At 44.8% G+C, this 13,435-nt stretch carries 12 protein-coding genes and 1 rRNA gene; 12 read left to right on the top strand and 1 reads right to left on the bottom strand.

The window, feature by feature from the left end; genetic code table 11:
• Nucleotides 1–4: 4 nt before the first annotated feature.
• From rrf to pssA, 8 genes are all read left to right on the top strand, one after another.
• Nucleotides 5–121 (top strand): 5S ribosomal RNA (gene rrf / locus HQN88_RS36190).
• A 572-nt stretch (nucleotides 122–693) separates the two neighbouring features.
• Nucleotides 694–1,155, top strand: coding sequence for a CtsR family transcriptional regulator (locus HQN88_RS36185; RefSeq protein ID WP_056618373.1), 462 nt, complete (start codon nucleotides 694–696; stop codon nucleotides 1,153–1,155).
• A 13-nt stretch (nucleotides 1,156–1,168) separates the two neighbouring features.
• A complete protein-coding gene (locus tag HQN88_RS36180; RefSeq protein WP_173121303.1) occupies nucleotides 1,169–1,675 on the top strand; it encodes a protein-arginine kinase activator protein McsA in 507 nt (168 codons plus the stop codon).
• Between the two features lie 23 nt (nucleotides 1,676–1,698).
• Complete coding sequence (locus HQN88_RS36175; RefSeq protein WP_082927216.1) at nucleotides 1,699–2,760, top strand: protein-arginine kinase McsB; 1,062 nt, start codon at nucleotides 1,699–1,701, stop codon at nucleotides 2,758–2,760.
• Nucleotides 2,761–2,834: 74 nt separating this feature from the next.
• Nucleotides 2,835–5,279, top strand: a complete 2,445-nt coding sequence (clpC, locus tag HQN88_RS36170) for an ATP-dependent protease ATP-binding subunit ClpC (RefSeq protein ID WP_056618369.1) — start codon at nucleotides 2,835–2,837, stop codon at nucleotides 5,277–5,279.
• Nucleotides 5,280–5,494: 215 nt separating this feature from the next.
• Entirely contained in the window at nucleotides 5,495–6,862 is a 1,368-nt protein-coding gene (gene radA, locus HQN88_RS36165; RefSeq protein ID WP_056618365.1) for a DNA repair protein RadA, read from the top strand.
• Between the two features lie 39 nt (nucleotides 6,863–6,901).
• A complete protein-coding gene (disA, locus tag HQN88_RS36160; protein WP_082595602.1) occupies nucleotides 6,902–7,981 on the top strand; it encodes a DNA integrity scanning diadenylate cyclase DisA in 1,080 nt (359 codons plus the stop codon).
• Between the two features lie 85 nt (nucleotides 7,982–8,066).
• Complete coding sequence (gene pssA, locus HQN88_RS36155; protein ID WP_056618353.1) at nucleotides 8,067–8,825, top strand: CDP-diacylglycerol--serine O-phosphatidyltransferase; 759 nt, start codon at nucleotides 8,067–8,069, stop codon at nucleotides 8,823–8,825.
• Between the two features lie 79 nt (nucleotides 8,826–8,904).
• Here the strand turns inward: pssA and HQN88_RS36150 are convergent, their stop codons facing one another.
• Nucleotides 8,905–9,300: a hypothetical protein gene (locus HQN88_RS36150; RefSeq protein ID WP_056618352.1), complete on the bottom strand. Its 396-nt coding sequence runs from the start codon at nucleotides 9,298–9,300 to the stop codon at nucleotides 8,905–8,907.
• A gap of 153 nt (nucleotides 9,301–9,453) precedes the next feature.
• On the opposite strand from HQN88_RS36150, the gene HQN88_RS36145 reads away from it, so the two are divergent.
• Genes HQN88_RS36145 through gltX form a run of 4 tightly spaced genes read left to right on the top strand, consistent with a single transcriptional unit; the run spans nucleotide 9,454 to nucleotide 13,305 of the window.
• Complete coding sequence (locus HQN88_RS36145) at nucleotides 9,454–10,521, top strand: PIN/TRAM domain-containing protein (RefSeq protein ID WP_420794151.1); 1,068 nt, start codon at nucleotides 9,454–9,456, stop codon at nucleotides 10,519–10,521.
• A gap of 52 nt (nucleotides 10,522–10,573) precedes the next feature.
• The gene (gene ispD / locus HQN88_RS36140) at nucleotides 10,574–11,329 is read left to right on the top strand and encodes a 2-C-methyl-D-erythritol 4-phosphate cytidylyltransferase (protein ID WP_246320642.1); all 756 of its coding nucleotides are present in this window, start codon (nucleotides 10,574–10,576) and stop codon (nucleotides 11,327–11,329) included.
• Nucleotides 11,326–11,811 (top strand): 2-C-methyl-D-erythritol 2,4-cyclodiphosphate synthase, encoded by a 486-nt coding sequence (ispF, locus tag HQN88_RS36135; protein ID WP_173121299.1) that lies wholly within the window; start codon nucleotides 11,326–11,328, stop codon nucleotides 11,809–11,811. The genes ispD and ispF overlap by 4 nt, the downstream gene beginning before the upstream one ends.
• 39 nt (nucleotides 11,812–11,850) lie before the next feature.
• On the top strand, nucleotides 11,851–13,305 hold the full coding sequence (gene gltX / locus HQN88_RS36130) for a glutamate--tRNA ligase (RefSeq protein ID WP_173121297.1): 1,455 nt from the start codon (nucleotides 11,851–11,853) through the stop codon (nucleotides 13,303–13,305).
• Nucleotides 13,306–13,435 lie beyond the last annotated feature (130 nt).

Genomic DNA, 13,435 nt, shown 5'->3' with positions numbered 1-13,435 from the left:
ACTGTTTGGTGATGATGGCGGAAGGGATCCACGCGTTCCCATCTCGAACACGACCGTTAAGCCTTCCAGCGTCGATGGTACTTGAACCGCAGGGTTCTGGGAGAGTAGAACGTTGCCAAGCGATTGAAAGAGCTTTACTTGGATTACTCCAAGTAAAGCTCTTTTTTTGCATTCAATCGATGAGTTTAGATCCCGATGGAACTGGAATAGCTGTATAAACTACAGGTAATGTCATCGATTTGCCTAAAAAATGAATTTAATGGAAAACCTACAGCTAAAAACAGGCGAACTTTCATTTTTAGACTCCAACATCGAAATTAACTGTACAAAATCCATTTATATTGCGCAATGTGGCAAATGCAGCCGAATTAACTGTACAAATTCCATCTATTATGACCCGTGGAATCAATGCGCGCATCTAGACCCCAAGGACCCATAAATAAAGTAGCTAGATCAGTGATACATAGCAGAATGTTGGTTAATAAAGCAATATCAACAGTTGTTTATTAAAATACTTTCGAATAAATCCCTAGGTAAGGTCAACAATAGTAAGGTTCACATAAGGCTATCGGATTTGTAGGGGGAGACATTTTTGAGCAGTACTTGTCAAAAAGAAAGGAAATGATTATAATTTAGTTAAGGTCAAAGAAAGTCAAAGTCAATTTACTTCTAGAAATCTGGGAGGCCGAATTGATGCGCAATGTATCAGAAATTATAGAACAGTATTTAAAGCATGTTCTGCAGCAAAGTACGGAAGGGGCTATCGAGATTCAACGGAACGATTTGGCAGACCAGTTTCAATGCGTGCCCTCTCAAATCAATTATGTCATTAGTACAAGGTTTACCTTGGAAAAGGGCTATGTGGTGGAGAGTAAACGCGGCGGCGGCGGTTATATTCGGATCCAGAAGATCGAGCTCAAGAGTCATGGATCTATTCTAGATCACATTTTCCGTACGATTCATACCCACATTGATCAAGTCACCTCAGAGGGGCTCATTTATCAATTGCAAGAGGGGCATTATATTTCCACCAGAGAAGCTAACCTGATTCGGGCAGCGATTTCCAGAGATGTATTGACCTTTAAACTCCCGCTGCGCGATGAAATTCGGGCTAAGATTCTTAAAGCAATGCTGATATCCTTGCTTAGCAGATAAGGAGGCAGATGGAATGGTTTGTCAGGAATGCGGGAAACGACCGGCGACTCTTCACTTCACGAAGATTGTGAATGGAGACAAGAACGAGTTCCACATTTGTGAGAATTGTGCCCGCGAGAAGGGCGAGATGATTCCAGGAACATCGAACGGCTTTTCGATTCATAACTTACTTTCAGGTTTACTTGATTTTGAGCCATTGTCCGCGGCAAAGTCTCAGGCCATCCGCTGTGATAACTGTGGCCTTACGTACTCGCAATTCAGTAAGTTAGGTCGGTTTGGTTGCGGATCTTGTTATCAGAGTTTCTCGGTCAAGCTGGATCCTCTTTTCAAGCGAGTGCATGGGAATATCATGCATGTTGGGAAAGTTCCCAAACGAAGTGGCGGTATCATCCAAAGCAAGCGTGAAATTGATCTTTTGAAGAAAGATATGATGACCTGTATTGAGAGCGAAGAGTTCGAGCAGGCTGCCCAGATACGTGACCAAATTCGTGAGATTGAGAAGAAAATCGCGGGTATGTAAGTTTGTAAGGGAGTGTGAATCCAGTGACATTACAGCGGTTTACAGGAGATGCTTTGAGTGAATGGATGAAGGGTGAAGGGCCAGAGTCGGATATTGTCATAAGCAGTCGGATCCGTATTGCTCGTAACTTGAGAGATTATCCATATCCCATGCTCGCGACCAATCAACAATCACAGGAAGTGCTGGAACAGTTATCTGGTGTTCTTGAGAATGAAGAGTTGGAGACGATAAGCAACTTCTCGCTCATTCCACTCGCGGAGCTGAATGAGCTCGAGCGAATGGTGCTAGTGGAGAAACATTTAATTAGTCCTAATTTAGCTAACGAATCCAGAAATGGGGCCGTTATTTTAAGCGATAATGAATCGATCAGCATCATGATCAATGAAGAGGATCATCTTCGCATACAATGTTTATGTCCTGGTTTTCAGATTAAAGAGGTTTGGGATCTGGCGAATCAGATTGATGATATTTTTGAAACGCAGATGGATTACGGGTACGATGAAAAAAGAGGCTACCTAACGAGCTGCCCGACGAATGTCGGCACAGGGATTCGCGCTTCGGTTATGATGCACCTCCCAGCGCTAGTGCTTAGTCAGCAAATTAATCGTATTTTATCCGCAGTTACACAAGTTGGGTTGACGGTTAGAGGATTATATGGGGAAGGTAGCGAAGCTTTAGGTAATCTATTCCAAATCTCTAATCAAATTACGTTAGGTCAATCGGAAGAAGAGATCATTGATAATTTATATAGTGTGGCCAGGCAAATTATAGAGCATGAACGCGCCGCGAGACATAAGCTATTACAAGAGTCTAGAATGCGGATCATTGATCGTGTTAATCGGTCCCTTGGTATTCTATCCTATGCGGGTATTATGGACTCTAAGGAAGCGGCACAGCGACTGTCAGATGTACGTCTGGGTATCGATCTAGGTATCATCAACAATGTATCCTCTCATGTTCTCAATGAACTTCTTGTCATGACGCAACCAGGTTTCCTTCAGCAATATGCGGGTGAGAAGCTGAATGCCGAAGAGCGAGATATGCGACGGGCTGAACTGATTCGCGAGAAGTTTGGCAGGGTATAAATAAAAAGTGAGAAGTAAGATAAGATTCATCCTTTAGGAATTCCATAGATATACTACTTTTGGAGGTGTTCGCTATGATGTTTGGCAGATTTACGGAACGTGCGCAGAAGGTGCTTTCTCTTGCTCAAGAGGAGGCTGTTCGATTAGGACATAACAATATTGGAACAGAGCACATTTTACTAGGACTTATTCGTGAAGGTGAAGGCATTGCTGCTAAAGCACTCGTTGCGCTCGGCTTAGGTCTTGAGAAAATTCAAGATGAAGTTGAATCTCTAATTGGCAGAGGACAAGAACAGCCGACGAACATCGCCTATACACCTAGAGCTAAGAAAGTGATCGAACTTTCGATGGATGAAGCGAGAAAATTAGGTCACACGTATGTGGGGACTGAACATATTTTGCTCGGACTTATCCGTGAGGGTGAGGGCGTAGCTGCAAGAGTTCTTAATAATCTTGGGGTTTCCTTGAATAAGGCGCGTCAACAAGTTCTTCAACTGCTAGGCAGCAGCGAAACAGTGTCACCTAGTCATGGTACCAATCCAAATGTGAACACGCCTACATTGGATGGTCTGGCAAGAGATCTGACTGCGTATGCCAAAGAAGGGCATTTGGACCCCGTTATTGGCCGTAGTAAAGAGATTGAGCGCGTGATTCAAGTATTGAGTCGTAGAACGAAGAACAATCCTGTACTCATCGGTGAACCTGGGGTTGGTAAAACAGCGATTGCGGAAGGCCTTGCACAGAAGATCATTAACAATGAAATTCCGGAAACGTTGAAAGATAAACGTGTTATGACACTTGATATGGGTTCTGTTGTTGCTGGAACGAAGTATCGCGGTGAATTTGAAGATCGCCTCAAAAAAATAATGGACGAAATTCGTCAAGCTGGTAATATCGTATTGTTCATTGATGAGCTTCACACCTTGATTGGCGCTGGCGGAGCAGAAGGAGCAATTGATGCTTCTAATATCCTCAAACCGGCACTTGCTAGGGGAGAGCTTCAATGTATTGGTGCTACAACGCTTGATGAGTATCGCAAATACATTGAGAAAGATGCTGCACTGGAGCGTCGTTTCCAACCGATTACGGTAGACCAACCATCACCTGAAGAAGCCGTTCAAATTTTGTATGGTTTGCGTGATCGCTATGAAGCACATCACCGTGTGAAAATTACAGATGCTGCGATTCAAGAAGCTGTAAAGCTGTCGGATCGTTACATCACGGATCGTTTCCTACCAGATAAAGCGATCGACTTGATCGATGAAGCGAGCTCCAAAGTAAGATTGCGTTCTTACACGACTCCACCATCTTTGAAGCAGCTTGAAAGCAAGCTTGAAAACATCCGTAAAGAAAAGGACGCTGCGGTTCAAAGCCAAGAGTTCGAGAAAGCAGCAGGCCTTCGTGATACGGAGCAAAAGCTTCGCGAAGAGCTAGACTCCACGAAGAATGAGTGGAAAGAGAAACAAGGTCGTCTGGATACAGAAGTAACACCAGATGATATCGCACAAATCGTAGCGAGCTGGACGGGAATCCCGGTTAGCAAGCTTGCTGAAGAAGAAACAGATCGCTTGCTCAAGATGGAAGATATCCTTCACGAGCGTGTCATCGGTCAAGAAGAAGCAGTCAAAGCTGTGAGTCGTGCGATTCGCCGCGCAAGAGCAGGTCTGAAAGATCCGAAGCGTCCTATGGGCTCCTTCATTTTCTTAGGACCAACGGGTGTTGGTAAAACCGAGCTTGCACGTGCATTAGCGGAATCCCTCTTCGGAGATGACAACGCCGTTGTTCGTATCGATATGTCCGAGTATATGGAGAAGCATTCAACTTCCCGTTTAGTAGGGGCGCCTCCAGGGTATGTGGGCTATGAGGAAGGTGGCCAGCTGACTGAGAAAGTTCGCCGTAAGCCATATTCCGTTGTCCTGCTCGATGAAATCGAGAAAGCACATCCTGAAGTGTTCAACATCCTGTTGCAAGTTTTGGAGGATGGTCGTTTAACGGATTCCAAAGGTCGTACCGTTGATTTCCGTAATACACTAATCATTATGACTTCCAACGTTGGCGCGGACATGATTAAGAAAAACTCCTCGCTTGGCTTCACTGCTGCACTGGATGCTGGAAGAGACTATACGAATATGAAAGATAAAGTTATGGGCGAGTTGAAGAAAAGCTTCCGTCCAGAGTTCCTTAACCGGATTGACGAGATCATCGTATTCCACTCTTTGGATGAAGCACACATTGCACAAATCGTTAGCTTGATGGCTGATGATCTACGCAAACGTCTAAAAGAGCAGGAAGTAGATTTCTTGCTAACAGATAAAGCGAAGATGTTCCTGGCCAAAGAAGGATTCGATCCAACTTATGGTGCGCGTCCATTACGCAGAGCGATTCAGAAGCATATCGAAGATCGCTTGTCGGAAGAATTGCTGAGAGGCAATATTTCCAAAGGCGATTCACTCACAATTGATGAGAATGAAGGCGAACTGGTTGTCCTGAAGGGCGAAGGGGTCTCATTAACGAAATAAGAGAAAGTGAAGAAGCATTTCACTTCATCCGAAGAGGGTGGAGTGAGATGCTTTTTATTTAAGTCGGCAGTAATTCTAGATAACCATTCCCGACCTAAATGGAAGGTGTCGTCGTTTATTTTCCTTCAGCACTTTCATGAGAAACATAAAAATGGTAAACTTTATGGTAAGGATAGCCAAAAAAGATATCCCCATGTTAAGGAGCAACTTCTTCTATGAGTAAACAAAAAACCAAATTTAGCTGTCAAGAATGCGGCTATGATTCACCAAAATGGATGGGTAAATGTCCAGGTTGTCAGTCTTGGAATACGATGGTGGAAGAAATTGAAACAGTCGTTCGTACGCAGGGTATGACATCTTCGATTCCCAAAACGAAAGAAAAAGCGATCCCCATCATACATATAGAAAGCAGCTCTGAACCGAGAGTTGTCACAAGCAACAAAGAATTAAATCGGGTCCTAGGCGGAGGTATAGTCCCTGGATCACTTATCCTCGTTGGTGGAGATCCTGGTATCGGGAAATCAACCCTGCTTCTGCAAACGTCCTTCGAACTCACACAAGCCCAGCAAAAAGTCCTTTATATATCAGGAGAAGAATCCATTAAGCAGACCAAGCTTCGCGCTGATCGCTTAAATGCGTCATCTCCGCTGCTATACGTATTATGTGAGACGAACCTCGAACTTATCGAGGAAGCTATACAAGAAACGAATCCTGACTTTCTCGTCATTGACTCGATTCAAACGGTATTTCACCCAGCGATTACTTCGGCGCCTGGAACCGTATCGCAAGTTCGAGAATGCACAGGCCATTTTATGAGAATAGCTAAGGGTAAGGGAATTGCAACGGTCCTTGTCGGGCATGTGACGAAGGAAGGGGCAATAGCGGGGCCTAGAATGCTAGAGCATATGGTCGATTGTGTTCTCTACTTTGAAGGGGAGCGGCACCATTCCTATCGTGTGTTAAGAGCGGTAAAGAACCGTTTTGGCTCAACAAATGAAATTGGTATCTTTGAAATGCAAGAGGTTGGTCTCGTAGAAGTTAACAACCCATCGGAGTTGTTTCTATCGGAAAGGCCACTTGGTGTGGCTGGCTCTGCCGTTGTTGCTAGTATGGAGGGGACGCGTCCTGTCTTGGTCGAGATTCAAGCACTCGTCTCCTCGACGAATTTCCCCTCTCCAAGAAGGATGGCGACAGGTGTTGATCACAATCGTCTTTCCTTAATCATCGCAGTATTAGAGAAACGCATGGGCATGTTCTTGCAAAATCAAGATGCTTATCTCAACGTGGCAGGTGGGATCAAGCTGGATGAACCAGCGGTGGATCTGGCGATCGCGATTAGTATCGCATCCAGTTTCCGAGATCAACCGACACAGCCATTTGATGTAGTGTTCGGTGAAATCGGTTTAACAGGAGAAGTTCGCGGCGTATCTCGGATTGATCAACGTGTGAAGGAAGCAGAGAAGCTTGGTTTCCGTAGAGTGATTATGCCAGAGAAAAGTTTGAAGGGGTGGACACATCCGAAAGGCATGGAGATTATTGGGGTAAACACGGTGGCTGAGGCATTGAAAGCGGCGCTGGGTTAGCGTGAGTTATGCAAGCTATAAGCCTTCAGGAGGAAAATGATGAGTAAAGAAGAGATGAAACGCGATGTGATGAGCCAATTGCTCCAACTGGTAGCACCTGGTACGCCATTTCGTGATGGTTTGGAGAATGTCTTACGCGCCAAAACAGGTGGACTGATCGTTGTAGGTTTCAGTTCTGAGGTAACTGAAATCGTGGATGGCGGGTTCTCCATCAATTGCGATTTCTCGCCTAACTATTTGTATGAGCTTGCCAAAATGGACGGTGCGATTATCCTCAGTGAGGACATCAAGCGCATCCTTTATGCGAACACTCAATTGATTCCGGATTCCTCCATTTCCTCGTCTGAAACGGGGATTAGACATCGAACAGCAGAGCGTGTGGCGAAACAAACGAATAAATTAGTTGTTTCGATTTCACAGCGGCGGAATGTCATTACATTGTATCAAGGTAATTTAAGGTATGCGCTGAAGGATATCGGCGTTATCCTGACCAAAGCGAATCAAGCGATCCAAACGTTGGAACGTTACAAAGTTGTTTTGGATCAGTCTTTAACGAATCTGAGTGCATCGGAGTTTGAGGAACTAGTTACCTTGCATGATATTACCAATGTCATTGCCAGATTTGAGATGGTTTTACGCATTAAAGCGGAAATAAATCGATATATTAATGAACTTGGCAATGAGGGACGCTTAATTAGCATGCAATTAGAAGAACTTGTTGGGAATGCGGAACTTGAGGCGCGTTTGCTCGTAAAAGATTATGTACGAGAATTATCTGAAGAAAGAGTCAAGGAGATGCAGGCAGGTTTGAAGCGTCTGTCATCGGATGAATTGCTAGAGCCCCAGCAAATTATTCGCTTGCTAGGGTATTCTCATACCAATTCGATTGCTGAAGAGCCAGTTTCCCCACGTGGCTTCCGCATTTTAGGCAAAATTCCGCGGTTACCATCTATCATTATTGGTAATCTTGTGGAGAAATTTGGCTACTTGCCACACATGATGATGGCGACGATCGAGGAATTGGATGAAGTTGACGGAATCGGAGAAGTGAGGGCCCGCGCCATTAAGGAAGGTCTCAAAAGAATTCAGGAACAAGTGTTCATTGACAGACATATTTAAAGTGGATACAATCATAAAGTATCATTGTTAAGGTTTCATGTAGTCAAGTTTAGGGTATAGTAAATCCAGAGGTGGACAAAAACATATGTTAACAAAATCAATTCCCAGTCTTTTTACAGTAGGGAACTTATTCCTAGGCGTACTATCGATTATCCTAGCCTTCAGTGGAGAACATGGCATCGCTGCCGTTCTTGTCATTGTCGCTATGCTATTGGATGGACTCGATGGACGTGTTGCGAGAGCGTTGAACGCTCAAAGTGAGTTTGGTAAAGAATTAGACTCCTTATCCGATGTGATCTCTTTCGGTGTCGCTCCTGCTTTCATCATGTATGTAGTTGCATTTAATGATCCAACCGTCATTAGTCCAGCTTTTGCTTGGATTGTTACAGCGATCTTCCCGATCTGTGGAGCGCTGCGGTTAGCTAGATTCAATGTTGTTGCCGGTACGCCTGGCTATTTCATCGGTTTACCGATTCCAGCAGCAGGCGGTGTTCTTTGTACGTTAGCTCTTTTCGTGAACGATATCAACGTCTATGTGCTTCTCGTAAGTACAGTTCTATTGTCATACTTAATGGTCAGCACAGTGAAATATCCGAATTTCAAAAAAGCGGGTATTCCTAAAGCAGCGATTTGGATTACGCCAATTATCGTTGCAGCAGCGATTCTGATTGCAATTAAATGGCCAGAATCCATTTCTAAAATGATTTTCGTACCGCTTTTGATGTACGCTCTTTACGGCCTAAAAAAAAACGTTGATGGATACTTCATTCGTCTCCGTAATCTTCGCAGAAAGAACAAAAGACGTGGCGTTGACGACACGAATTCAGTGAAATCTGACGTTTAAGCACCTTGTTCGAAAATAAAAAGCATTTATTTTCTCCTGACCTTCAGGAAGAAAATAAATGCTTTTTTTGTTTTCATCATCATGACATGTTGAATAGGCCCAGTGTTGTACATTTCTTTGATTCATTCTCAACGACTTGCTCCAAATTAATATCAAGAATGTTACTTAGCGCAGACATGTAGAATAGATTCCTACCCAGTTCGCTACTAACGACCTCAATGCATTGTTCACATAAGTGTCCAGATACATGGGTGCCTAGAACATCCTTAGCCTCATCCAAGGTCATCTCTGGATGATACTCTTGCTTAGCTGCATGAACTTGGATACATCCACATTCAGTAATGGATTTTACCACGGAACGGTTGGCAGCTGCGCCTGACTGTTGAAATTTGGATAAGACATCAAGCAGACTGCGGTGACGGAGTAACAATTCGGACACTTGATCTTGAAACTGCTTTAAAGTCAAGGAGCTCATTCCATCCACCTCTGGTACGTTGGTAACTTCCATTTCATTATAATGGATGCCCTCTAATATTTCAATTTTCCGACTAAAGAAGTGATTAACGTTGCATAAATTGGAACATAATTGTAATAAGGGTCAAAAAAAGTTGATGCAGGAGGTGAATCTGTGATGAAGAAATGGGTACAAATCATTTTAGCTATCATGGGTGGCAGTTTAGGTTATAGGTGGAGCGATTCGTTCCAACAAACAACGGATGTGACAAGTCAAGCAGGACAAGTATTTTGGATTAATAGTTTATGTGCAGTAGGGATGTTTTTGATTTCAGCGTGGGTAGCTAACATTGGTATGAACTTGCTGATGAGAGGTGAGCGCAATGTCACGGATATTCCCGTATCGGATTTGTTATCAGGTACATTAGGGCTCGTGATTGGGCTATTGGTTTCAGTCATGTTATTTCCCGTGCTTGAGCAAGCCAAATGGGCAGGGCCATTCTTACCTTTCCTTGTATCCGCTGTATTGGGCGTTATGGGCTTCCGTATCGGTTACAGCAAGCGGGAAGAGCTTGTGCAGGTTATTGCGAAGAGCAGATCTGGAGGTCCTGAGAAGCAGACACATCGTCCGTACGAGGAACATAAGATTTTGGATACGAGTGTCATCATCGATGGCCGGATCGCAGATATTTGCAAAACCGGATTTATCGAGGGTACCCTGGTAATTCCGGAGTTCGTCTTGGAAGAGTTGCAGCATATTGCAGACTCATCAGATTTACTGAAGCGAAACCGTGGACGTCGTGGACTGGACATTTTGAACAAAATCCAAAAAGAACTTGAAGTGAAGGTTCTGATTTATGAAGGTGATTTCGAAGAAATCGCTGAGGTGGACAGCAAGCTGGTTCGCTTAGCCAAAGTGCTTCAAGGGAAAGTGATTACGAACGATTTTAACCTTAATAAAGTATGTGAACTTCAGGGTGTATCGGTGCTCAATATCAACGATCTTGCGAATGCGGTGAAGCCAGTTGTCCTACCGGGAGAAGAAATTATTGTTCAAGTCATTAAAGACGGCAAGGAACATGGACAAGGTGTAGCTTATCTCGATGATGGGACGATGATCGTTGTTGAAGGTGGACGTGATTTCATCGGTATGACGCTGGAAGTGATGGTAACGAGTGTGCTTCAGACATCGGCGGGGCGGATGATTTTTGCGAAACCAAAACTATTGGAAAAAGCACAGTAAAACCAGTATGATAAGGAGATGTAACATAGCTCTTTCAAGTTGACTTGGGCCTATGATTACGAAGAAAGCTTTCGTTTGGAAGCGCCAAGTTGGAGGACTTATGGGGAAGCTAGGAGTTATCGTCGTAGCAGCGGGCAAAGGTTCGCGCATGGGTACAGCAGAAAGCAAACAATACCTGCAACTGGGACAGAAGCCAATTCTGGTACATACCTTGCAATTATTTCAAAACATACATGAAGTGGATGAAATTATTCTCGTTGTGGGTGCAGATGATGTGAATCGCTGTAACGGCTATGTCACGAGCTACGCACTTACGAAGGTGACATGTGTGCTGGCGGGTGGCGCGGAGAGGCAAGATTCCGTTAGACAAGGGCTCCAGGCTTTACAAGAGGGTACGCAATGGGTGCTTGTGCATGACGGTGTTCGCCCTTTTGTGAAAAAAGAACATATGTTCGATTGTCTGACCAAGGCACAAGAAATAGGAGCAGCGGTCGTAGCCGTTCCCGTCAAAGATACAATTAAAGTTGTGGATGCAGCAGATAAGCGCATTCAATCGACACCGGATAGACGAAGCTTGTGGGCCATCCAAACGCCGCAGGCTTTTCGTCTTTCTCTCTTACAGGAGGCGCATGAGAAGGCTCAGCTGGATCAGTTCATGGGGACAGATGACGCGAGTTTAGTGGAGCGTTTAGGCGCGGCGGTACACGTGGTAGAAGGGGACTATTATAATATTAAAATTACGACCCCGGAAGATTTACCTTGGGCAGAGTGGATTTTACATAACGTAAGGGGAGAGGAACGCACATGATTCGTGTAGGAAATGGATTTGATGTTCATCAATTGGTAGAAGGACGTAAGTGCATCATTGGAGGCGTAACGATTCCTTATGAAAAAGGGTTGCTGGGGCACTCCGATGCGGACGTCCTGTTGCACGCGATTAGTGACGCGATCTTAGGCGCACTAGGTCTTGGCGATATCGGGAAGCATTTCCCGGATACGGCTGCTGAGTACAAAGATGCGGATAGCTTAGTCTTGTTGAAGCGGGTATGGCAATTAGCGAAGGAGAAGGGCTATAAATTAGGGAATGCAGATTCCACGATTATCGCTCAGAAACCGAAGATGCTGCCGTATATCCCGCAAATGGTTGAAATTATTGCCGCTGCTTTGGAGGCAGAGGTGGATCAAGTCAATGTTAAAGCGACGACGACAGAATGGCTTGGATTTACGGGCCGTGGTGAGGGAATTGCTGCACAATCGGTTGTTTGTTTAATTCGCGATGTGATAAAATAGCAGATATTCATGCATGGAAGAAGAAAAGGGGATACAACGATGAGTCAGCCTTTACGCGTGCGTTATGCACCTAGTCCGACTGGACATTTACATATCGGCGGTGCCCGTACCGCGCTGTTTGATTATCTATTAGCTCGTAAGAACGGTGGCGCATTTGTTGTGCGCTTTGAAGATACAGATCAAACCCGTCACAAGGAGTCTGGTATCGAAGACCAGTTGAATGGTCTGAGATGGCTTGGACTAGAATGGGATGAAAGTGTGGATATCGGCGGCCCTTACGGTCCTTACCGTCAGATGGAGAGACTTGATATCTACAAGACATACCTAGATAAACTGTTGGGGAGCGGTCACGCCTACGGTTGCTATTGCTCGGAAGCTGATTTAGAGCAAGAGCGCGCTGAACAAGAAGCTAGCGGTGAAATGGGCGGCTATTCAGGCAAATGCCGGAACTTGACGCCTGAGCAAATCGCTGCGTACGAAGCGGAAGGCCGTGTGCCTTCAACGCGTTTCCGTGTGCCAGCTGATCGCATCATTGCCATCGAAGACAAAGTTCGCGAACATGTGGAATTCGATTCCAATGGAATTGGCGATTTCATTATCGCGCGTCCAGATGGGATCCCTACCTACAACTTTGCCGTCATTGTGGATGATCATTTGATGAAAATCAACTTGGTTATTCGTGGGGAAGAACATCTATCCAATACGCCAAGACAAGTTCTGATGTACGAAGCCCTGGATATGCCGATTCCCGAGTTCGCGCATTTATCCTTGATTTTAAATACGGATCGTAAAAAGATGAGTAAACGGGATGAGTCGATCATTCAGTTTATCGAACAGTACAAAGAGCTTGGTTACCTGCCAGAAGCGGTGCTGAACTTTATTGCGCTGCTTGGTTGGTCACCTGGTGGAGAAGAAGAGATGTTCACGAAGGAAGAATTGATTGCCCAGTTTGACCTAGATCGCGTATCGAAGAGTCCTGCTGTGTTTGACATGGATAAATTGAATTGGATGAATAACGCTTATATCAAAAAGGAGCCACTCTCCCGTATCGTTGACCTTTGCGTTCCGCATCTACGCAAAGCGGGCTACATTCAAGGCGACTTGGACGCAGCTGCGCAACAATGGGTAGAAGCACTTGTTGGCCTTAATCAAGATCGCATGCGCTTCGCGGCTGAGATTGTAGAATTGTCGAGCCTCTTCTACAAAGAAGAACTGGTCATCGACGAAGAAGCATCGGCTGTATTGAAAGAAGAACATGTCCCTGTCGTGTTGACGAGCTTCTTAGCTCAAGTTCAGCAAGCAGAAGCTTTCACGGTTGAAGGGATGCCGGCGTTGCTTAAAGCGGTACAGAAGGAAACTGGCTTCAAAGGGAAGCAGCTGTTCATGTCTGTTCGCTCCGCATTGACAGGTCAAGTCCATGGGCCGGATCTGAATGTCTCCCTTTTCCTGCTTGGGAAAGAAAAAGTTGTTTCACGCCTTCAGAGCTTATTGTAAAGCGAGGTTCTTTTCGCTATACTTAACGTAAATAGAATACGAAATGCTATGATCAGGAGAGTATGGTTCCGTGAGGATTTGTCAGAGAGGATAATCAAGGCCGTGAGGCTTTGGCTGTGAGTTATCCAAT

The sequence above is a fragment of the Paenibacillus qinlingensis genome (assembly GCF_013204845.1).
Classification (GTDB): domain Bacteria; phylum Bacillota; class Bacilli; order Paenibacillales; family NBRC-103111; genus Paenibacillus_E; species Paenibacillus_E qinlingensis.
Note: the sequence above shows the minus strand (reverse complement) of the source record. Positions and strands in the feature narration are given on the sequence as shown.